This window comes from Macrococcus equi, assembly GCF_047426745.1.
Lineage (GTDB): Bacteria > Bacillota > Bacilli > Staphylococcales > Staphylococcaceae > Macrococcoides > Macrococcoides equi.
Genome location: NZ_CP179732.1, coordinates 307,090 through 329,889, shown reverse-complemented (window position 1 = coordinate 329,889; position 22,800 = coordinate 307,090). Strand labels below are relative to the sequence as shown.

The 22,800-nt window shown below is 34.7% G+C and carries 23 protein-coding genes; 13 read left to right on the top strand and 10 right to left on the bottom strand.

Features of this window, described 5'->3' with window-relative positions:
- The first annotated feature begins 8 nt into the window (after positions 1-8).
- A complete protein-coding gene (locus ACMGE6_RS01650; RefSeq protein WP_414054204.1) occupies positions 9-848 on the top strand; it encodes a MetQ/NlpA family ABC transporter substrate-binding protein in 840 nt (279 codons plus the stop codon).
- Positions 849-973: 125 nt separating this feature from the next.
- Here ACMGE6_RS01650 and ACMGE6_RS01645 read toward each other — a convergent pair whose 3' ends face one another.
- Positions 974-2,329, bottom strand: coding sequence for an N-acetylglucosaminidase (locus ACMGE6_RS01645; protein WP_414054203.1), 1,356 nt, complete (start codon positions 2,327-2,329; stop codon positions 974-976).
- A gap of 75 nt (positions 2,330-2,404) precedes the next feature.
- A complete protein-coding gene (locus ACMGE6_RS01640; protein WP_414047749.1) occupies positions 2,405-2,959 on the bottom strand; it encodes a TetR/AcrR family transcriptional regulator in 555 nt (184 codons plus the stop codon).
- Between the two features lie 152 nt (positions 2,960-3,111).
- Between ACMGE6_RS01640 and ACMGE6_RS01635 the strand changes: the two genes are divergently transcribed.
- From ACMGE6_RS01635 to ACMGE6_RS01625, 3 genes are all read left to right on the top strand, one after another.
- A complete protein-coding gene (locus ACMGE6_RS01635; RefSeq protein ID WP_414047750.1) occupies positions 3,112-3,762 on the top strand; it encodes an HlyD family efflux transporter periplasmic adaptor subunit in 651 nt (216 codons plus the stop codon).
- A 12-nt stretch (positions 3,763-3,774) separates the two neighbouring features.
- On the top strand, positions 3,775-5,502 hold the full coding sequence (locus ACMGE6_RS01630) for a DHA2 family efflux MFS transporter permease subunit (RefSeq protein WP_414054202.1): 1,728 nt from the start codon (positions 3,775-3,777) through the stop codon (positions 5,500-5,502).
- A gap of 84 nt (positions 5,503-5,586) precedes the next feature.
- Entirely contained in the window at positions 5,587-6,117 is a 531-nt protein-coding gene (locus ACMGE6_RS01625; RefSeq protein ID WP_414054201.1) for a DUF402 domain-containing protein, read from the top strand.
- A gap of 35 nt (positions 6,118-6,152) precedes the next feature.
- Here ACMGE6_RS01625 and ACMGE6_RS01620 read toward each other — a convergent pair whose 3' ends face one another.
- Complete coding sequence (locus tag ACMGE6_RS01620; RefSeq protein WP_414054200.1) at positions 6,153-7,025, bottom strand: SDR family oxidoreductase; 873 nt, start codon at positions 7,023-7,025, stop codon at positions 6,153-6,155.
- A 386-nt stretch (positions 7,026-7,411) separates the two neighbouring features.
- Between ACMGE6_RS01620 and ACMGE6_RS01615 the strand changes: the two genes are divergently transcribed.
- The 6 genes from ACMGE6_RS01615 to ACMGE6_RS01590 all read left to right on the top strand — a co-directional run bounded on the left by ACMGE6_RS01615 (position 7,412) and on the right by ACMGE6_RS01590 (position 12,368).
- Entirely contained in the window at positions 7,412-8,155 is a 744-nt protein-coding gene (locus ACMGE6_RS01615; protein ID WP_414054199.1) for a TatD family hydrolase, read from the top strand.
- Between the two features lie 17 nt (positions 8,156-8,172).
- A complete protein-coding gene (locus ACMGE6_RS01610) occupies positions 8,173-9,042 on the top strand; it encodes a LysR family transcriptional regulator (RefSeq protein WP_414047754.1) in 870 nt (289 codons plus the stop codon).
- A 90-nt stretch (positions 9,043-9,132) separates the two neighbouring features.
- Positions 9,133-9,789 carry a GTP pyrophosphokinase gene (locus ACMGE6_RS01605; RefSeq protein ID WP_414044836.1) on the top strand — a complete coding sequence of 219 codons (657 nt, stop codon included), beginning with the start codon at positions 9,133-9,135 and terminating at the stop codon, positions 9,787-9,789.
- A gap of 8 nt (positions 9,790-9,797) precedes the next feature.
- Positions 9,798-10,613, top strand: coding sequence for a hypothetical protein (locus ACMGE6_RS01600; protein ID WP_414054198.1), 816 nt, complete (start codon positions 9,798-9,800; stop codon positions 10,611-10,613).
- 73 nt (positions 10,614-10,686) lie between these two features.
- On the top strand, positions 10,687-11,889 hold the full coding sequence (locus ACMGE6_RS01595) for a sugar efflux transporter (protein WP_414054197.1): 1,203 nt from the start codon (positions 10,687-10,689) through the stop codon (positions 11,887-11,889).
- The gene (locus ACMGE6_RS01590) at positions 11,886-12,368 is read left to right on the top strand and encodes a DUF456 domain-containing protein (protein ID WP_414054196.1); all 483 of its coding nucleotides are present in this window, start codon (positions 11,886-11,888) and stop codon (positions 12,366-12,368) included. Before ACMGE6_RS01595 ends, ACMGE6_RS01590 begins: the two co-directional genes overlap by 4 nt.
- A gap of 38 nt (positions 12,369-12,406) precedes the next feature.
- Here ACMGE6_RS01590 and ACMGE6_RS01585 read toward each other — a convergent pair whose 3' ends face one another.
- The 5 genes from ACMGE6_RS01585 to rsgA all read right to left on the bottom strand — a co-directional run bounded on the left by ACMGE6_RS01585 (position 12,407) and on the right by rsgA (position 16,115).
- Positions 12,407-13,108: a DUF1129 family protein gene (locus ACMGE6_RS01585; protein WP_414054195.1), complete on the bottom strand. Its 702-nt coding sequence runs from the start codon at positions 13,106-13,108 to the stop codon at positions 12,407-12,409.
- Positions 13,109-13,120: 12 nt separating this feature from the next.
- Complete coding sequence (locus ACMGE6_RS01580; protein ID WP_414054194.1) at positions 13,121-13,786, bottom strand: DUF1129 family protein; 666 nt, start codon at positions 13,784-13,786, stop codon at positions 13,121-13,123.
- Positions 13,787-13,795: 9 nt separating this feature from the next.
- Positions 13,796-14,461 (bottom strand): DUF1129 family protein, encoded by a 666-nt coding sequence (locus tag ACMGE6_RS01575; protein ID WP_414054193.1) that lies wholly within the window; start codon positions 14,459-14,461, stop codon positions 13,796-13,798.
- Positions 14,461-14,790 carry a PadR family transcriptional regulator gene (locus tag ACMGE6_RS01570; RefSeq protein ID WP_414054192.1) on the bottom strand — a complete coding sequence of 110 codons (330 nt, stop codon included), beginning with the start codon at positions 14,788-14,790 and terminating at the stop codon, positions 14,461-14,463. The genes ACMGE6_RS01575 and ACMGE6_RS01570 overlap by 1 nt, the downstream gene beginning before the upstream one ends.
- A 233-nt stretch (positions 14,791-15,023) precedes the next feature.
- Complete coding sequence (rsgA, locus tag ACMGE6_RS01565; RefSeq protein WP_414054191.1) at positions 15,024-16,115, bottom strand: ribosome small subunit-dependent GTPase A; 1,092 nt, start codon at positions 16,113-16,115, stop codon at positions 15,024-15,026.
- A 262-nt stretch (positions 16,116-16,377) separates the two neighbouring features.
- On the opposite strand from rsgA, the gene ACMGE6_RS01560 reads away from it, so the two are divergent.
- Positions 16,378-16,851, top strand: coding sequence for a DinB family protein (locus tag ACMGE6_RS01560; protein WP_414047761.1), 474 nt, complete (start codon positions 16,378-16,380; stop codon positions 16,849-16,851).
- Between the two features lie 134 nt (positions 16,852-16,985).
- The gene (locus ACMGE6_RS01555; protein WP_414054190.1) at positions 16,986-19,028 is read left to right on the top strand and encodes a cation:proton antiporter; all 2,043 of its coding nucleotides are present in this window, start codon (positions 16,986-16,988) and stop codon (positions 19,026-19,028) included.
- A 35-nt stretch (positions 19,029-19,063) separates the two neighbouring features.
- Here ACMGE6_RS01555 and pflA read toward each other — a convergent pair whose 3' ends face one another.
- Positions 19,064-19,819 carry a pyruvate formate-lyase-activating protein gene (gene pflA, locus ACMGE6_RS01550; RefSeq protein WP_414044825.1) on the bottom strand — a complete coding sequence of 252 codons (756 nt, stop codon included), beginning with the start codon at positions 19,817-19,819 and terminating at the stop codon, positions 19,064-19,066.
- 22 nt (positions 19,820-19,841) lie between these two features.
- On the bottom strand, positions 19,842-22,091 hold the full coding sequence (pflB, locus tag ACMGE6_RS01545; protein ID WP_414054189.1) for a formate C-acetyltransferase: 2,250 nt from the start codon (positions 22,089-22,091) through the stop codon (positions 19,842-19,844).
- A gap of 216 nt (positions 22,092-22,307) precedes the next feature.
- Between pflB and ACMGE6_RS01540 the strand changes: the two genes are divergently transcribed.
- Positions 22,308-22,799, top strand: a complete 492-nt coding sequence (locus ACMGE6_RS01540; RefSeq protein WP_414054188.1) for a GNAT family N-acetyltransferase — start codon at positions 22,308-22,310, stop codon at positions 22,797-22,799.
- Position 22,800 lies beyond the last annotated feature (1 nt).

Genomic DNA, 22,800 nt, shown 5'->3' with positions numbered 1-22,800 from the left:
ATGAAAAAATGAAAAAGTTATTTGTATTATTTTTAAGTTTAGTATTTGTTTTAGCAGCATGTGGGGGTAAGAAAGATGAAAAGACAGTGAAAATTGGTGTTACGGGTGTTGATTCAAAAGTGTGGGAAGTTGTGAAGAAAGAAGCGGAAAAAGAGGGTATTAAAATTGAATTTGTTGAGTTTCAGGATTACACAGCACCGAACAACGCTTTAGCTGAAGGGGAAATTGACTTAAATGCGTTTCAGCACTTTGCCTTCCTTGATCAGTTCAAGAAAGACCACAAATTAAAATTATCTGTTGTCGGTACAACAGTATTTGCACCACTTGGCGCATATTCAAAGAAAATTAAAGATATTAAAGACGTAAAAAAAGGTGATACTATCGCTATCCCTGATGATGTTACAAATCAGGCACGCGCATTAAAATTATTGGAACAAGCTGGACTCATTAAGTTATCAAGTGACTTCGGTTTATTTGGTGGACCTGATAAGATTGAACAAAATAAGCTAGACCTAAAAATTAAACCGATTGACGCACAGCAAACACCACGTGTATTAGAAGATGTTGCAGTATCAGTCATCAACAATGGGGTAGCAGCGCGCGCCGGTCTTGATCCGAAAGATGATCCAATCTACTTAGAAGATTCAAATAATAAAGATGTAGCGCCATACATCAACGTTATTGCATCTAAAACAGAAGATAAAGATAACAAAACATATAAGAAAATTGTTGAATTATACCACTCAGATTTAGCAAAAGATGCTTTGAAAGAAGATACAAAAGACGGTGAGATTGCAAAGAATTTATCTCCAGATGAAATCAAGAAAATTGAAGAGGGTTTGAAATAAGGCGGTTGCTTGGCATCCATTGATGTTCACTTAGTGAGACTCTAAGTGAACAACCCCCTTTTACTCTTTTACCCATCCCAAACAAAACACCTTATCCATTTGGATAAGGTGTTTTGTTGTGTAATTTATTTTGCATAATGAATGAAATTAAACTTGCCGCCTGATATACCTAGCTTTTGATAATAGGCGTGCATATAGTTAGCATTGGCATTTGCCCATAAAATATCAGTCGCATACTGACTGTTACCAGGTGATGCCGGATTCCATCTCATTGTGTAAAGGGTGTTTTGCGTTTCAGAGACAAATCCTTTAGAAATAAACTCTGCACCACCAATAATAGCTTTTGCAGGCGTATCCCAACCAACATTCGCTGCATATTTTGCTCCGTATTTCACTGCATCTTTATCATAAGCACCGACGCCATACATATTATAGAAGCGTTTATGTTTGTCTTCACCCTTCACTTTTACGCCTTTTGCCAGCGTACTTGTTCCTTCTGCAGTTTCAAGGAAAGCATGACTAATCAAATAAATTTCATTGATATTATATTTCTGGCTTGCCTGTCTAAATGCCTCACCTTGTCCTTCTAATACACCTTTACCTTGTAATAATACGTTTAACTGATCAGCTGTTAAACCTTGAGGCTCGTTTAATACTAAAAATTGATAGCGTTGTACAGGATTAACCATAGCATCTTCCGGATTCATCGCATCAAGCACATCTTTACTATGCGCATTCTTCCAGTCAATACCATTAGATATTTGTGGTTTTGGGTGAAGTGAAAGCTGGATTTTTAAAGCTTCACGAATAGATAGTGGTAAATCAGTGTGGTTAATACCTGCACCTGTTGGACGTGGTTGAGCTTTTATATCGATTTTACTTTTTTCTGTTTCTTTTTCTTCTTCTTGTTTTACTATGTGTGTTGAAGCATTTTCTTTTGCAGGTCTATCGATAGGTTTTCTGCCAACATCGTTCGTAATATTAATCCAACCTTTAATACCATTTGGCAATGTTCCTAAGATATAGGTCTTGCCATCAACATTCATCGTCTTTTCAACTTGGATAATAGAGTTCTTACTAATTCTATCAATCACTTGACGTGTACTACCTTCAGGAACTTCGTATAATTTCGTTGAAGCAGCTTTAACTGTATACGTCTTATCTTTATTCGGTATGATCTTCGTTTGATTAATCTCCAGATCACTCGCTTTAACGTAACCAATTGCATTATTGATATCTTCTGAAGTTTGTACACGGTAATATTTCTCACCATTTATCGTATGTGCATCGTTGATATATAATGTATATTGTGAAAAATCCCCGGCAACTTTTTTAGACATTGCTGATTTATTCGTAATAATAATCGTATTTTCATGCTTAATTTTGCCGACCTTTAAAGCATCTGCTTTGGCAGTATGGGGTAGTGCTAGTAATGAAGCAGCAGCTACTGCTCCGATAGTAAGTGATTGATATAACCTCATCTTTTGCCTCCGTAATTATGATTTCTTTACTATTATACTCGATATAAGCGCCCAGTGAAATAAAACACTTTTAATTTATCGATTTATTTTTAGAATATTATTATAAATAATCTTACTAATTACTTCAGGAGATTCCGGACAGTCATTTTTTAACCAGAAAAATAATACACCAAATTGTCCGCCAACGGTATAACTTACAAAGTAATCCGGATAATTCAATGTAACGGTCTTGTTTAAGACCAGTAAGAAACTCTCACGCCAGCTATTGATAAGTTTTTGAGTAAAGTTTTGTGCCGGATGCAGAGTAAGTAATATTTTAAAGAAATATTGATGGTCGTAAATATATTTAAATGTTTCATTAAGGTATCTTTCGACATACGGTCTTTTGTTCGGTTCATCCTTTAAGTCCTGCAAATTATTTTCGACAATTCTTTGGATATTACGCAGATGTTCATCGATAAGCCCATCAAGTAATGCATACTTATCTTCGAAATAAGCATAGAATGTTGAGCGGTTAATCCCACACTTTTCACAGATCATTTTTATCGTAATTTCCCTAAAGCGATATTCTTCCATTAAAATAATGAAATTTGTTTCAATGAGTTTTTTTGTATCTATTTTTTCAGTCATTGTTTCCTCACATAATAATTTATTCATTGATAGCGTTACCAATACTTTATTTTAATCAAAATCCGACACTTACACAAATATTGTTGGTTGAATGAAGTGTAAATCTGATTATAATAATGGTTATGCGAAAAAATAACAGGAGGAAAATATTTATGAAGAAACTCGTTTTAATTAACATTTTAACTTTAATTTTATTGGTAGCAGGGGGATTTGCAGCATTTCATTTCTATAATGAAGCAACAAATTATGTGAAGACAGATAACGCGAAAGTAGAAGGATCTCAACTTGTTATTGCCAGCCCGACTGCCGGTAAATTAACTGCATTGAATAAACAAGTAGGGGATAAAGTATCTAAAGACGATAAAGTAGGTACGGTTGTTGGTATGGGTCAGGACGGAAAACCAACGAAGACTGAAATTACAATGCCTCAAGACGGAACAATCGTAAAAACACAAGCCACTGAAAATGGATTTGTAGGTGCTGGTACTCCAATCGCTTATGCATATGATTTAAATAATTTATTTGTAACTGCCAATATTAAAGAAACTGAAATTGATGGTATTAAAGTGGGTCAGGATGTTGATGTATACGTTGATGGCTATAAAGATACTGATTTATCAGGTGAAGTTAAAGAAATTGGATTAGCAACAGCATCAAGTTTCTCAATGTTACCTTCTTCAAACGGTAACGCGAACTACACGAAAGTAACTCAAGTAGTACCTGTAAAAATTGAATTAGACAAAGATAAATCATTAGATATTATTCCAGGGATGAATGTAACTGTACGCATTCATAAAAACTAAGGAGGTTTTTGTATGACCTCAGGTGTGATTATTTATATCATATTTAGTTTATTAGTATTCTGGCTGATAAACAGAATCTTATTAAAAAGAAATCATAAGAAAAATATTTCAAAACAGACATTTGATCAATCATCATCAAATGAAGTTTCAAAAACAACGTATACTGCAAAAGAAGATATTGATGTTACACGTCCTGTGCATACACAGGTGAAACCACAAGGTGCATTAGTACGTTACGGTAAAGGCATTACACTGGCGAAAGTGATTACTGCGTTAATGATTGGTATGTTCGTGGCAATTTTGAACCAGACATTAATTAATGTTGCTTTACCGGTGCTTATCAACGACTTTAGTATTTCAACATCAACAGCACAATGGTTAACAACTGGTTTCATGTTAGTGAACGGGATACTTGTTCCGATCAGTGCATATATGATACAACGATTTACTTATCGTCAGTTGTTTTTAACTGCGATGATATTCTTTACGATTGGTTCTGTTATTTGTGCGATTTCATTTAACTTCCCGTTAATGATGCTTGGACGTGTTATTCAGGCAGTAGGTGCAGGTATTTTAATGCCGCTTGGAACAAATGTATTTATGACGCTCTTCCCACCAGATAAACGTGGTGCTGCGATGGGGATGATGGGGATTGCGATGATCTTAGCACCAGCGATCGGTCCGACATTAACAGGATGGGTTATTCAGAACTATCACTGGAATGTGATGTTTTATGGTATGAGTATTATTGGATTTATCTCGCTTTTAATCGGATTTTTCTGGTTTAAAATCTATCAGCCGACCAAAGCAGTGAAACTTGATGTACCAGGAGTTATTTTCAGTACACTGGGGTTCGGAAGTTTGTTATATGGATTCTCTGAAGCGGGGAATAAAGGCTGGGATTCTGGTATTGTAATTTCTACGATGATTATCGGAATTATTTTCATCATATTATTTATCTACAGAGAGATGACGATGAAGATACCGATGATGGATTTACGTGCTTTAAAATATACTGGATTTTCATTTACACTACTAATCAATATCATTGTAACGATGAGTTTATTTGGAGGTATGCTGTTATTACCGGTATACTTACAGTCGATTCGAGGATTCTCACCACTTGATTCTGGATTGCTGTTATTACCAGGATCATTGCTGATGGGAATTATGGGGCCGATTTCAGGAAAATTACTTGATAAAATCGGTATCAAACCCATCGCAATCTTTGGGCTTGCCATCATGACCTTTGCGACATGGGAACTGACAAAATTAAGTATGGATACAAGTTACGGACATATCTTAAGTATTTATATTCTACGTTCGTTTGGTATGAGTTTTATTATGATGCCGATTATGACTGCAGGAATGAATGCATTGCCACTACGTATGATTCCACATGGTAATGCCATTAGTAATACGATACGTCAGTTAGCGGGTTCAATTGGTACAGCCATTCTCGTAACAGTAATGACACAACAAACAACTGCACATTTAGGTGATATTACCAACCAACTTGATAAAACGAACCCTGCAATTTCAAATTCAATGGTTGAAATAGGGCAACAGATGGGTAATAGTAATCTAGGAACACAAGTTGTAATGGGTCAAATACAAAAACTTGCAACAATCAATGGGATTAATGATGCATTCTGGGTTGCGACTGCATTAAGCTTCCTGGCATTTGTATTAGCCTTCTTCCTTAAAGGAAAAGATCATTACACTACCGATGAAGTATAACTAAATAAATTGAATAAACAAGGTGATAAAATGATTTATCATCCTTGTTTATTTTTATATAATGGTGGTTAAGGAGTGGGATGTATGAAAACCAAATATATTGATAAACGTAGCTGGCGTCGTTTAATCAGGAAAGAATATCATGAAATTGCGGTGAATGATGAGCAATTTGAAGGTATTATCGGTGAAATCATAATGGAAAAGGTAAAGTCTCCATTAGTCGTTAATATTATTGGAGAAGATATTGTCGTTGCAGACGATGGCTATCGCTGGCTGCAAATATTACCTAAAGATAAACATTACAGTATTACAGTGATGTATAATCGAGAAAGTGAACCTATTCAGTATTATATCGACATTAATGAAGAGAATTTTATTGAGCCAGGTGAAGCAAGAACACATGATTTGTATTTAGATGTCTTAGTACTGCCAGACGGTCGATATGAATTAGTAGATGAACAAGATGCTAAACGTGCGCTGAATAAGAAAGAAATATCGAAAGCGCAATATGACTTTGCATATGATACAGCACATAAAGTGATGGATTATGTGAAAATGAATTTTGGTGATTTACAAAAGCTTGCAGCTTACTGTAAGGAAAAAATAGAACAATAAAAAGTGCTTATCTGAGAACAGATAAGCACTTTTTATTAACTTGTAATAAAGTCTCCACCGTTGATATGAATCGTCTGACCTGTAATATAAGTTGAATCATCACTTGCTAAGAACACATATGCCGGTGCATTTTCACTCGGTTGACCACGACGACCTAAAGCAGTTTCCTCACCGTGCTTTTCAACTTTTTCAGCTGGGAAAGTTGCTGGAATCAGTGGTGTATAGATAGGGCCAGGTGCAACAGCATTTACGCGTATACCTTGCTCTGCTAAGTTTTGTGAAAGTGAACGTGTGAATGAAGTAATCGCACCTTTAGTTGCAGAGTAATCGATTAATGTCTTAGAACCTCTGTAAGCTGTCACACTTGAAGTATTGATAATAGTATCACCCTTAGAAAGATGCGGCAGTGCAGCTTTTGATAAATACATCATGCCGAATATATTTGTCGCAAATGTTTCCTCGATTTGTTCAGCGGTGATATCCAGCAAACTATCTTGTGGGTATTGCACACCACCATTATTTACTAAAATATTTAATTTACCGAAGTCTTTTATAACATTGTCGATTAATTGCTTGCATTCATTTTCGGACTTTAAATCATGTTTGTAAGCTTTTGCTTTTACACCAATCTCTTCTAAATGCTTAACTGTATCATTAGCATCTGTCTCTTCATCAAAATAACCGATTGCAACATCAGCACCTTCTTTAGCATAAAGAATAGCTACAGCACGACCAATACCTGAGTCAGCACCAGTAATTAAAGCAACCTTACCTTCTAATTTGCCACCTGCTTTATAATTATCATCCTCAGCAATAGGCTGTGGATGCATATCTGCTTCGCTACCCGGTTGATGGTCCTGGGTGTAACCTTTAATCTCTTTATCAATCTTCTCGAACTTATCCATCATAACGCCTCCTTAATTGATTTATAATCATTATTCCCTTTGATAAAAGCAATAAACGAAGTGTGATATATGATTTGAAAATTAGAATAAGATGGGATAAGATATAATCGTTTGTCTAGTAATAACATGTCCGATATATTGGTTTTATCGGACAAGTCGCGAGTAGAAATGAGGAAAATGAAGCTAACATGACCGATATATTGGTTTTATCGGACAAGTCGCGAGAGAAAATGAAAGAAAAGAAGCTAACATGACCGATATATTGCTTATATCGGACAAGTCGCGATTGAAAATGAAAGAAAAGAAGCCAACATGACCGATATATTGCTTATATCGGACAAGTCACAAACATTAACCAGACTAAAATTCTACATTCAAGAGGTGATTCTATGTACGATGCTCATATTCATCTGGATCGATATCCGGAAGCGGAGCAGCAAGAGATTATTTTACAAGAGCAGATTGATGGTTTGATCGCTGTCGCAATGGATAGTAAAAGCGCGCAGTCTCTTATTAAGTTGAATCAATATGATAAGGTACACATCGCTCTTGGTTTTCATCCAGAACAGCAAATTAATGAACATGAAATAAATCATATCCTATCACTAATAGATAAACACCATACTGAAATCATCGGTATCGGAGAAGTGGGGTTACCACAATACTTAAAGCGTGAGCACAGTAATCTGGATGTATTACAGTATATCGATGTGCTAGAACGCTTCATCATTAAAGCAAAAGAATATAATCTGCCGGTCATTCTTCACGCGGTATATGATGATACCCTTATAGCTTTGGAATTACTCAAGAAACATAATATCAATAAAGCGCATTTCCACTGGTTTAAGGCAAGTGATGAAGTGCTGCAACAATTACTTCATACGCATTATATGGTGAGTGTCACTCCCGATATCCTACATAATCCCAAGACTAGAAAGGTTGTCTCACACTTTCCAATCAATCGTCTAATGATTGAAACGGATGGACCTTGGACGCATGATGGTTTTAAACCGCATCACATCAATGACCAATTATCTGCTATAATAAAGGAAATTGCATATATAAAATCGATACCGATCCACACAGTAAAAGAAGTTGTTGCAGAAAATACGGTTCGATTCTATAATCTCTAGAATTTGAGGATTACAAAATGAAAATTGATGATTACAGATTACTGGTAGCGTTGGCAGATGAAGAGACGTTACGTAAAGCTGCAGATACATTATATATATCCCAACCTGCTGTCAGTCAGCGTTTAAAGTCAATCGAAAATGAGTGGGGGACGGATATATTTATCAGAACGAAGAAGAAATTAATTATTACGACCAATGGTGAGATGATTATTCAGCATGCCCGTAAAATGTTAAAAGAAGAAACGAATCTTAAGGAAATGATCCAGTCCTCAGATGGTATTGTAAATGGTAAGCTATCAATCGGTGTCTCATCATTAATTGGTCATACTTTATTACCTATTGTGCTGGGTCGCTTTGTAGAGCGTTATCCGAACGTTAAGATTCAACTGCAGGTTGGTTCTTCAACGCGCATTACAAATAATCGTCATGACTTTCATGTCTCAGTGATTCGTGGCAGTAAGATTATGAATCTTCATAATGAATTGTTGATGAGTGAAAAGCATTATTTTATATATCCTAAGAATAAGGCAGATGAACTTGATCAGTTGCCGATGATAGAATTTCAGGCTGATCCCATCTACATTAAAGAAATTGAGCATTGGTATACAGAACAATTCAATAAAGAATATGCACCTCAAATAAAGACTGATCAGATATCTACATGTAAATCATTATTACTGAATGGTGTAGGTATGACCGTCTTACCGGAAATCGTGATGAAAGATATTGACCACGATTTATTTGAAATAAAACTTTTAGAAGTGGCAAGTAATCCACTACTAAGAGAAACGTATCTGTGTTATGAACCTGATATGTTAAGTTTACCGCAAGTTAGTGCTTATATAGAATTGATGAAGGAAGTTGCTTTAGAATACGTTAATGATTAATACAAATGAACTTGAGTACGAATACAAAAGTGTATTCGTACTTTTTTATATTTAAATTTGGTATATTGAGAATGAAGAGAGGGAATGTCGATGGATATTAATCAAATATTTAACAAAATTGAAGAACAAACTGAATTCATTAAGATGGCTGAAGATTTTCAGTATTTCTTTAAAGAGTATGAGATGGGATTACTGGAGCTTACGAGTGATATTGATATTATTGATTTGGAGTGGCAGGCAAGGTACGGATATTCACCATTCGAACACGTGAAAACCCGTATAAAAGCTCCTTTATCACTCAGAGAAAAAATCAATCGAAAAGGTGTGGAACCAAGTCTTGAAGCCATTCGAGCTAATATTTTTGACATTATTGGTGTTAGAATTGTAACAACATTTGAAGAAGATGTATATAAAATTTGTGAGTTACTCAGTAGCAGAAGTGATCTACGCATTGTGAGAGTAAAAGATTATATTAAACAACCGAAACCAAGTGGATATAAAAGTCTGCATTTAATTGTTGAAACAGAGCTTGTATTATCAGAAGGTGTGAAATGGATACCAGCAGAAATTCAAATACGGACACTAGCAATGGATTTCTTTGCTTCTACAGAGCATAAATTACAATATAAATATAATACAAAACAATTAAGTGATGAAGTGCGTAAAGAATTAAGAGCTGTTGCAGATGCATCCAGCGTACTAGACCGTAAGATGACAGAAGTTCGTAATACAATACTATTAGGGTAGGTGTAAAAATGATTCAGTCTGTTCTTGCTCAAGGTGTAGGTAAAATGAATGAAGATGCTGTAGTTATTAATGATGATGCAAAAATATATGGTGTAATTGATGGGGTCACGAGTTTAGAAGGTGTGATGATCGATAATGTAACCCCAGGTAGACGAGCAGCTCAAGCTGTGAAAGCAACATTAGAAAATATAGAGTCAGATATATCACTAAATAATGCTACGGAATTAGCAAATGCGAGCATTCAAAAAGAAATGAATGAATTAAAAGTAGAGATTAATCATCCGAAAGACCGTTTTCAATGCTGTCACGCAATTGTTCAGTTATCTAATGATACAGCTTATTATACAACTTCAGCCGACTGTGTGATTTACACGATTGATAAGCAGGATAAAGTAACGCAGGTGATGCCTAAATATCAAAAAACCGTCGAAAGTAAAAGTGTAAAGACGTGGGAAGAGAAATATCCAGGTGTATATGAGTCAGGAAAGTTGCCTGAAGAAATGCTTGAAGCGATTAATAAAGCGAAAGCAACAGCGAATATCCCTGGAGGTTATTCTGTGATGAATGGTGATGTAAACTTTAATCAGGCTTATAATCGTGGAGAAATTAATGTGTCTAATATTGCTTATATCTTAATTACAACAGATGGATTTTACGATATTGAACAATTGGGACTAGAACAATTTGTACTGAGATTTAAATACGAAGGACTAGAAAATATGCTAGATTATATGATTCAAAAAGAACTGGAAGACCGTGATAAGATACTTTATCCTCGTGTGAAACTGCACGATGATAAAGCAGCAGTTCTTATTACTCTATAGGCAAACATAGCTATACAAATTATATTTTTTCGATATAATAGTACAGTATTATAAATAGAAAGTATGTGTATATATGTTCAAAAATCTATTAAGTATTAAAAACTATGTGTTATTTCTAATTAATATGACTTTACTTGGTATGGCACTGGCAATTACAGTACCATTCTTTGTATTGTATGCAACCCAGGAACTAGGAATGACACGTGGTTTATATGGTGTGATGATGGCACTCTTTGCACTCGCTGGATTTATGGTGAATACCATAGTCGCAAGATTTTCAGATAGAGCAGGATTCAGTAGAAAATATATGATTATGTTCAGTTTGGCAATGGCCTCTGTAGCATTTAGTATGTATTATTTTGTATCTAATCCTTATCTATTTATAGCACTATATGTATTCTTCGGTGGGATGGCAGCACCTGCAATGCCACAAATGTATGCATCAGCCAGAGAAAGTATCAATGCCTCAGCGTCTAGTAGAAATGCAGTATTTGCAAACACTGTATTACGTTCGATGTTTAGTTTTGGTTTCTTATTTGGTCCATTAGTCGGAACGGTGTTACTCAAGCATTTTGGTTTTGCGGGTATCTTTGGTGGAACAGTCGTGATTTACTGGATCGTCTTTATAACATTCTTATTATTTTTCCATGAAGTTAAACCTGAAAAGACAGTTTATCATGCGAACAAAGTTGAAACCGTAGCACCCAATCTGCTAAAAGATATGTATCTATTAATTCCATTTTTAGCATTTGTCTTTTTACATGTGGGGCAGTGGATGTATACCTTAAATATGCCGCTTTTTGTAACAGAATATCTTCATGCAGATGAAGCGAATGTGGGATATCTAGCCAGTCTATGTGCAGGATTAGAAGTACCGTTTATGATTATATTAGGCATACTCGCTAGTAGATTTCAGACGCGTACACTTTTAATGATCGGTGGAGCATTAGGCGGCGCGTACTATTTTTCTATTGGAGTATTTGACAGTGTAACTGCAATGCTAATTGGACAAGTACTGCTAGCGTTCTTCCTGGCCATACTCTTAGGATTAGGTATCAGTTATTTTCAGGATATATTACCTGATTTCCCGGGTTATGCCTCAACATTATTCTCAAATGCAATGATCGTTGGACAGTTACTAGGCAATTTACTCGGTGGAGTAATGAGTGACGTTGTAGGACTGGGGAATGTGTTCTTTGTGTCATCAGCATTTATTTTACTAGCATTCATTCTTTTAATCTTTACGAAACCAGTTACTATGGAGGATTTATCATGACATTTTTACTATGGGCATTTGTAGTCTTGGCATTTTTATCAGCATTTGTTGCTTTGGTGATGCCGATGATACCAGGAATATTGATGATGTGGGTAGGATTTTTTATCTATCACTATGCGATTAATAATAATGAACTATCATGGTTCTTCTGGATTGCAATGATTTCATTGACATTAATTACGTTAATCAGTGATTATGTACTAGGCGGTCACTTTGTAAAGAAATATGGGGGAAGTAAAGCAGGGGAGTTAACAGCAGCAATCGGTATATTACTCGGAAGCTTTTTCTTCCCACCGTTTGGGATTATTATCATTCCCTTTGCAGCAGTGTTTATAGTAGAGTTACTTATTCAGCAAGACTTTAAACTCGCACTCGATGCAAGTATAGGCTCTTTATTCGGCTTTTTAACAAGCACCGTGGCGAAGTTTATGATATTGATTATTATGATTGTGTGGTTTATTTTGGATATTATTATTTAAGAGGAACGCCCGAAGCTACGTTTAGCTTCGGGCGATTTTTATCTGAAAAATACTAGCTCTTTATTGTTTTTAGATTTATTGAATAAAAATTTGTAAATTACAATAAGTATAATTCCTATTATAAGGTTGATATACCAGGGTATTATTATCATTTTATCATAAGGTATTAGTTGTGGTAGAAAGTTAATAACTAAAAATGGTATAAATAGTGAAGATAATATTATAGTAAATAGGATATTTTTTTGTGTATTTGAATTATTAGAGAATGAGTTATACTGAAACCTTTTTATAGCAATAAGTATAATTGTGACGATTACAAATACAATAATAAATTCAGATATTAGTTCTTGTATTACGTTAACTTTATTAATTTTATTAAATATATAAAAATAAGTAGCATCAATTAAAGATGTTGTAATTCTAAATAATCCAAAGAATAAACAAACAAGAGATAGAGTAAATAAGTAAACATTACTTTTAGATTCTTTTGGAATCTCAGCGATTAAATCTTTTGCGAATTGTTTAGGATCATCTCCAAAAAATTCTTCAGGTGTTACTTCGTGAATTTGAGATTCTAGTAAATGGTCCAATAAGTCCAATAAAGCCACTTCAGTTACATGTTCAGAAATTGAGAAATCATTACGTAAATACATTATAACTTCTTCATAAACTTTTCGATTCTCAGGCGTTAATTCTTTTCGTTTCAAGTTATTCTGTTCGATAATGTCTTTTGTCTTCATTAATGCTTCCTCCTAAATGAATCGCTTGTTGGGCAAATATTTTCTTTTGACATATAAGCTTAAGTAAATAAGAGCAGGTAAAATGATAAACGCAAAATAAAATGGAAAACTAAAATATGGTCCTTGTTTTATAAAATAAAAAATAATATTGGGAATCGTATATGATAAGAACATAAATAACGCTTGAATCGTATTTTGCGCTTTTGTTTTATTTTTTGCATTTGTGTCAAAAAATACTGTGATCAAACTGAACAACAGAAATATTAATATACAAAGTGAAGCTGAAAGTATAGGTATTTGAAGATGTTTACCTTGGCTTATCCATAGTAAAAAATCAGCAAAACCAAAAATAGCAAACATGATTATCATCACATTGATAAAATTAAAAGTGCTGAACATTAATATAGATTTCATAGATCTTTTTGGAAGTTCATACGTAATATCATTTACAAATGCATCTAAATCATGACCAAAAAATTCTTTTGCCGAAGTACCGTTACTTTGGGCGATGAGTAAGTCTTCTAAAATCTCAAGGATTATTTCGTCTGATTCATCCTCAGATAAAGTGACATTATTCGTAATACGAGCAGCAACATATTCAAAGTCTTCTTTATTCTTAGGTCGTAATTGATTTACTTTACGTACGTATTCAATATTTAAATCGTTTAAGTTAGTCATATTATCACCTTAGTAAGATATTTTCTTTTTATACGTTAAGATTGTAATGAATAAGAAAGGGATTCCTATCAGCAACATCATGCAACCAGATGGTTTAGATAAGTTTTGATCATATCCCATAAAATATATGATTAAAGGAACGAATGTCATTGCAACATAAAATGGAATAGTCATTAATTTGCCGGTTTTAGTATTGCAGATATTATTTTTCATTGAATGAATGGTAATAAAGATTGCACTAGTAAGTAGAAGAACAAACACTGATAAAGCAACTAATGCAAAATGAATATTGACAGGGACATAGCTGCCTGTAATCAAAAATTTGATTTGACTTGCAAGTCCAAAAGCTATTAATATTGATGCGAATGATAATGAAAGGGTAAACAATACATACCACAAAGGATGTGTTGGTTTATTCTTCGGTAATTCTTCAAATAAATCTTGAGTGAACTGCTTAGTATCAGTTCCGAAGAATTCTTTTGTAGATAAACCCCTATTTTGTGCATCAATTAAATGGTCAAGTATATCAGATAAAATATTATCAGCTTCTCGTTCCTGAATCTTGAAATCTAGTTTTAAAGCGTTACGAACTTTAAGGAATTCATTCTTATTAGAATGCGTTAACTGTTTTAACTTTTTTTGATAATCGACATCCATTTCATTTAATTTTGGCATTACATTCCCTCCTTATTAATCAACTGCGATATCGGCCCCACTATTTCGTTCCATTCTTCGACCATATTTTCTAGTTCTTCTTCACCGAGTGGCGTGATGAAGTAGTATTTTCGTTTCGGTCCTACATCACTTGCACGCATTTCACTTGTAATTAATTTTTTCTTTTGAAGTCTTAATAATACTGGATAGATTGTCCCTTCACTGATATTACCGAGTCCGGAATCGAGTAACTTTTGTGAGAGTTCATAGCCGTACACTTCTTTTTCTTTAATGATTGAAAGGACGCATGCATCAAGTAAACCTTTCAATAACTGAGTACGTATACCCATGGGTTTCACCTCTACTTTGTAATACAAGATAGCTAATCTTTTGAAAGCTACTTTGTATTACCAAGTAGCTCAACTATAATATAATACGACTGGTGTATATTGTCAAATCTTATTTTGTATTTTCGAGTGGGCTGTAATGACAAAATACATCCCACTAGAATAAAAGAAAATCTATAAAAAAAGGTGAGTGGTCTGTAAACACTATTTACAGACCACTCACCACACTAAACTTTTTATTTTCTTTTACCCATCTTCGCTTTTCGATTGGCTTTCCCAATCTTAGTTAATTGCTTCCATTTGTTTCGTTCAGCACTCATCTTCGCTTCATCATTTCTTCGTTCTACAAATTCAAGTTCTCGTAAATATTTATTATAACGCTCGAATCGTTCTTCAGATAATTCTCCGTTTTCGATTGCTGCATTAATTGCACATCCTGGTTCATTCGTATGGGTACAATTATTAAACTTACATTGAAGGATTAAATTATCAACCTCTTCAAATTCGGTCGCAAGTCCTAAATTCTCACCGGTGCTCCATAATTGAAACTCTCGCATCCCTGGTGTATCTATTAATATCCCGCCATCATCGAGTAGAAGTAGTTCGCGGTGTGTCGTCGTATGTTTTCCTTTATCATCAGTTAAACGGATTTCACCTGTATCCATCACATCTTCACAGAGCAATCGATTGATCAAAGTCGATTTACCGACACCGCTTGATCCAAGTAGTGTTCCTGTTTTATGGTCTTTTAAATAATTTTTTAAAGTTTCGATATTGTCATCACTATCGTGTTGTACGAAATAAACTGGAACTGTAGGGGCGACGGTACTGAGTTCTGCAATCATAATTTCTTTGTCTAAATCTGTGATTAAATCTGCTTTTGTCATGACGATAATTGGAGTTGCTCCTGAATCATACGTTGCAATCAAATAGCGTTCTAATCGATTCGTATTAAAGTTATCGTTACAACTCATTGTAAGAAATGCATAATCAATATTTGCTGCGATGATTTGTGGTTTCGTTAGGTTACCTGCTGCATTTCGTATATATTGTTGTGTTCTTGGTAATACATGTTGAATGATGCCTTTACGTTCGTTAGGGAATGGTTTAATTAATACGAAATCTCCAACTGCAGGTGTTTGGATTAAATCGAAACTTGCAAATTTATCTTTACCTGATAGTTGTACGAGATACTCGCCATTTTCAGTGATTGCGCGATACATCCCTTTATGTTGCACTGAAATACGTGCTTTTAATAATGATGCGTTAAATTCATTTGCTTGGTTCATTCTCTCTGTGTTGAAACCTAATTGTGTTAATTTATCCATTTATTTGCTCCTTTGAATTATAAAAATACCCATGACGTATTTCGCCATGGGTACACGAGCAATAATTAGCGTGCAATGTCCATGACGAAATAAAGTGACTTTTCTATATTAGTAAAATTCGTCATAATACATCACTCCTCTCTTTTTTATAAGCATAATTAATGAATGTAACATTGTCAATCAAAACCAACAAGCCCATATGTTTGTCACTGGATTGGATTGATTGTATATTTAAAGTAATCATGATAAGGGGGAGAATATTATGTTTCGTACAAAACAGGATTTTTTAACGCAGTATCGTCAGGAAGCAAATACGACAATCGCTTGTTTAAAGGAATTAACGGACGAGTCACTTGACCAGGCTGTTTCTGAGCTTGATCGTACTTTAGGAGAAATTGCATGGCATGTCGTATCAAGTGTCGGTGGTTTTGCTGATCGTGCGGGGATTAAGGTAGAGGGTGCAACATTTGGTACTCCTAAGCCTGAGTCAGCGAGTGAGATGGTTGAAGCTGCAAAACAAATTTATGATAATACACTTGCAGCATATGAAACTGAGTTAACGGATGAATCTTTACTAGAAGATGCTGATTTCTTCGGTCATAACATGCCTAAAGGTCACCTTCTATTTTCAATGATAACGCATCAAACGCATCACAGAGGACAAATGACGGTATTAATGCGTCAGGCGGATTTACGTGTTCCACCAATTTATGGTCCATCTCGTGATTCAGAATAATTGCTGGATATAGTTTAAATAACTTGATTTAAAAGACTCATTTTTCTGAGTCTTTTATTTTGATAAATTTTAATTATTTTATATTCTAACGGGTATAATAACCTATTGATATTTTGAGTATATAGAGGTGAGCCATGGAAAGTTTTATCATTATTTTAAGTTTAATATGTGCAGTTATTATTTCTACGATTATTCATTTTTATATGCCAAAGATTCCTCTGGCTTTTATTCAAATTGGGGTAGGGTTAATTTTTTACCTTACACCGATTCCCCTTGATGTGGAATTTGAGCCTGAGTTATTTTTACTGGGAATCATCGCACCATTGTTATTTCTTGAAGGTTACGATGTATCCAGAATTACGTTTATTAAATATTTAAAGCCTATTATTCTGATGGCACTTGGTCTTGTTTTTACGACAGTTATTGGATTAGGGTACATTGTGCATTGGATGATTCCTTTCTTACCGTTTGCAGCCTGTTTTGCACTTGCAGCGATTATTTGTCCGACTGATGCAGTAGCTGTTCAGGCAATCGCTAAAGGTAAGAAACTTCCAAAAGGGTTAATGACCATTTTAGAAGGTGAGTCTTTACTGAATGATGCAGCAGGTATTTTAAGTTTTAAAATTGCATTACTTGCACTTACAACTGGAGTATTTAGCGTCAGCCAATCAGTTTCTCAATTTTTCCTATCTACATTTGGTGGATTAATTATAGGTTTGTTTATCGGTTTAATGTTTGTGCAGTTAAGAATCGCATTAATCAGAAAAGGATTTTTAAACGAGTACGTCTATATTCTGATTCAGTTACTAACACCATTTGTAATTTATGAAATTGCTGAAAAATTCCATGTTTCCGGAGTTATTGCTGCTGTTATCGGAGGTATCGTGCATGGTATTGAACGAGATCGAATGAGTCAGGCAACGACGCGTCTGCAACTAGGTTATAATAATACGTGGGCATTACTTTCAACTGTATTGAATGGTTTTGTCTTCACCTTACTTGGCTATTTAATTCCTGAGGTAACCGTATCGCTTATCAATAATCATAATGAGAATTTAAGTGCAACATTTATGTATATGATTGTGATTGCCTTACTTGTCTATCTGTTTAGATTTATCTGGGTGTATATGTTATATGATATGTTCTACATTCGTGAAAGTAGATTTGAACGTATTTTAAACCGAAGAGATTTAGAAAACGAAGAAGTACGACCGAATCGCTTTAAGTATGCTTTAATAGCAACGGTGTGTGGAGTTCACGGTACAATTTCGATGGCAATTGCTCTGACGATTCCGGTAGAGATCAATCATCATGAGGTATTTAATTATAGAGATAATCTGTTATTTATCGCAGCGGGTGTCATTGTTATAAGTTTAGTGGTCGCGCAGGTCCTTCTACCGATTCTCACACCAAAAGATGAAGAAGAGGAAGATGATTCTAAATTAAGCTTTAAGGATGCACGTATTAAGATTAAAGAATATGCAGTAAAATACATTCATGAGCATACGACAAAAGCAAATAGTATGATAGCAGGTAATCTCATCAGACAGTATACGATGCAGATAGAGTTTTATACTGAGGCGTCAGAACGAGAACATAATCCAAAAGAGATTGACCGTCTGCATGCAATTGCTTTAGCGACAGAAATGAAGACGCTGGATGAGATGATTGAGCATCACGAGATAGGTCAGCGTACCTATAATCACTATGTGCAGTACATCGAGCGCTCAAAAGTCTTTCATTCAGCACATTTCTTCAAACGATTACAATATATTTTCAGGATGAATAAGAAACGTAAAGCTTTTGCGGAACATATTAATGAAAGAAGTACTGCTTCGATTCAAAATAGTTTAGAAGAAATCCAGCATGTGGCAGCGAAAGTTCACTATACTGTGGTACAAAGACTGTCAGAGGAAATTAGTCGTGAAAACCGAGTGGAAGTTGCGCTCGTTTCAGATAACTATTTAAATCGTGTTAATCAGATTAAGCGTAATGCTTCTAGTGAATCATCAGAAGATGAGGAAACATTGTTTGCATTAGATGTATTAAATGCAGAAAAGAACTTAATCAATCAACTGCATAAAAAAGGAAAAATCAGTTTACCAATGGCCGTAGAATTACGTCAATCGGTAAATTATGATGAAATGATGATATTAGAAACTTATGAAGATGAATAAAAAGAATCCCGAAGCAAAATGCTTCGGGATTCTTTTTATTTAGATAAAGGTGTTAAACCTTTAAAATTAACTAAATCATATGCTGTTTTTACTTCTTCATCACTTGGCGGCTCTACGTCTTTTAGAGGATATTGCAGATTCATCGCTTCCCATTTATGAACACCTAGCTGATGATAGGGTAGAATTTCAAACTTTTCAACATTTTCAAGTGAATTGATGAATTCACCTAGTTTGATTAAATCTTCTTTATCATCTGTAATACCAGGTACAAGGACATGTCTGATCCATACAGGCTGTTTTCTGTCTGATAACATACGGGCAAACTTCAAGATATGTTCATTAGGTTTACCAGTAAGTTTAAGATGTTTTTCATTATCGATATGCTTGATATCTAATAAGAAAAGATCAGTATATTTCTGCATATTATCAAAGTGATGCATAAATGCAGGTGTATCATTAAAACACCCAGCTGATGTGTCGATACATGTCGAAATATCGTGTTGTTTTAATTTAGCGAATAACTCTTCTAAAAACGGTAACTGAAGTAGCGGTTCTCCGCCACTTACAGTTACACCTCCACCTGAAGCATTAAAGTAGGGGATATAAGGTAATACTTCGTTCACGATTTCATCAGCAGTCACTTCTCTTGATGGTGCGCCAATTTCCCAAGTATCAGGGTTGTGGCAGAACTGACAGCGTAATAGACATCCTTGTGTGAATAATATATAGCGCAGTCCTGGTCCATCAACTGTTCCTAAGCTTTCTACTGAATGAATGTGTCCTTTGATCATTTATATCCCGTCCTTTGATTAATTACATTTTTTCGTGGAATGTTCTAGAGATTACATCTAGTTGTTGTTCTCTTGTTAATTTAATAAAGTTTACTGCATATCCTGATACACGGATTGTAAGTTGTGGATATTCTTCTGGATGTTCCATTGCATCAAGTAATGTTTCACGATTGAATACGTTAATGTTTAAGTGGTGACCATGTTGCATTGCATAACCATCTAATACACCAACTAAGTTTTGTTGTTGTGCTTCGTCTTCTTTACCTAATGATTTCGGTACGATAGAGAATGTGTTAGAGATACCATCTTTACAGCAGTCATAAGGTAATTTAGATACTGATGATAATGATGCTAATGCACCGTTTTTATCGCGTCCGTGCATTGGGTTAGCACCTGGTGCGAATGGTTCGCCAGCTTTACGTCCATCAGGAGTGTTACCTGTTTTCTTACCATAAACTACGTTAGAAGTGATTGTTAATACTGACATTGTATGTTCAGAATCACGGTAAGTTTTGTGTTTACGTAATTTGCCCATGAATGATTCTACTAATTGTACAGCAATATCATCTACACGTGAATCATTATTTCCGTATTGAGGGAATTCACCTTCAGTTTCGAAGTCAACAACTAAGCCATCTTCGTTACGGATTGTTTTAACTTTAGCATATTTAATTGCTGATAATGAGTCAGCTGCAACTGAAAGACCAGCAATACCTGTTGCCATTGTACGAATAATTTCAGTATCATGTAAAGCCATTTCAATTCTTTCATAGCTGTATTTATCGTGCATGTAGTGGATAACGTTTAATGAGTTAATGTATACGCCTGCTAACCAATCCATCATCGCATCTAATTGTTTGTATACTGTATCATAATCTAATACTTCATCAGTGATTGGAGCGAAGTTTGGTCCAACTTGTGCACCAGATTTTTCATCTTTACCACCGTTGATCGCATATAATAATGTTTTCGCTAAGTTAGCACGTGCACCGAAGAATTGCATTTGTTTACCGATTCTCATTGCAGATACACAACATGCGATTCCATAGTCATCACCATAGCTTTCACGCATTAAATCGTCATTTTCATATTGAATTGAACTTGTTTTGATACTCATTTTAGCACAATATTTTTTGAAGTTTTCAGGTAAGCGTGTAGACCATAATACTGTTAAGTTTGGTTCTGGGGCTGGACCTAAGTTATCTAATGAATGTAAGAAACGGAATGAGTTTTTAGTAACTAACGGACGTCCGTCGATACCTACACCACCGATTGATTCAGTAACCCAAGTTGGATCTCCTGAGAATAATGCATTGTAATCTGGTGTACGAGCAAATTTTACTAAACGTAATTTCATGATGAAGTGGTCAATGATTTCCTGAACTTCCATCTCTGTCATTGTACCAGCTTTTAAGTCACGTTCTGCATAGATATCTAAGAATGTTGATACACGACCTAAACTCATCGCTGCACCGTTTTGTTCTTTAATTGCAGCTAAGTATCCTAAGTAAGTCCATTGAACTGCTTCTTTAAAGTTTTCAGCTGGACGAGAGATATCAAAGCCGTAGATTTTACCTAATTCTTTTAATTCGTTTAAAGCACGATATTGTTCAGATACTTCTTCACGTAATCTAATGACATCTTCTGACATTGTATTAGATAAGTTATGGAATTCATTGTATTTTTGTTCCATTAAGAAATCTACACCGTATAAAGCTACACGACGGTAGTCACCGATGATACGACCACGGCCATAAGCATCTGGAAGACCAGTGATTACACCAGCTTTACGACAAGCAAGCATTTCTTTAGAATATGCATCAAATACACCTTGGTTGTGTGTTTTTCTGAAATCAGTGAAGATTTTTTCAGTTTCTTTATCTAATTCATAACCATAAGATTCACAAGCTGCTTTCGCCATACGAATACCACCAAAAGGTTGCATAGAACGTTTGAATGGTTTTTCAGTTTGAACCCCAACGATTGTTTCTAAGTCTTTATTTAAGTAACCAGCATCATGAGATGTAATAGAAGATACAACTTTAGTATCCATATCCCACATACCGCCACGTTCACGTTCTTCTTTAGTTAATTGCATTACTTGATCCCATAATTGTTTTGTTGCTTCTGTAGGACCAGCTAAGAATTCATCTTTACCTTCATATAAAGTGTAGTTTAACTGAATGAATTCACGAACGTCGATACGTTTGTTCCATTTACCAGTTTTGAATCCTTCCCATGCACTCGATTTTTTCGTCTCTTCTTTAAACATAATAATTCCCTCCAAATTTTCATTTGTTAATCACTTCACAATTAAATTATAACACCTTTACGTGAAATGTATCACATTATTTTTGAAAACGATTGATTTTTTTAAAAATGTTGATTTATCAACGTTTTTCTGTAATACAACAATCGGAATATGATGATTTTGTATATATAACAGGTGTAATAAGTAAAGTGATAACTTATCATCTGTCCAAGTTAAATGTGGAGATATATCGCGTATCCATGTACAATGGTAAAGGTGATTGACATGCGATATTTATCAATTGATGAGACAGATTATATTAAAAGCATTGCAAATATACATGAACATATTCCTACTATCTATGATACAGGGAAAAAAGTAACTTCTCTAGAGATAAGCTTACGCTATGAATCTATAAGGCTTCTCATGCATCATCGCGGCGATCAGATTATTATAATAGAAGATAATCGCCAGCTATGTGCTTTTATTTGGTTTAGTCTGAACGACAGTCTACATATAAAGTCCACGTATGTCTGTAAACAATTCAGAAATAAAGGTCTTGCCACTCAATTGAAAGTAGAGGTAGAGCGTATTGCAAAATCCAAAAATATTAAACAGATTTTTTGTGATGTAGATAGAAGAAATGAACCTATGCGTCAGTTGAATTTAAAACTAGGTTATAAATCAATCAATAACAGTACTAAAATGATTAGGATAGTAGAGGTGTAAC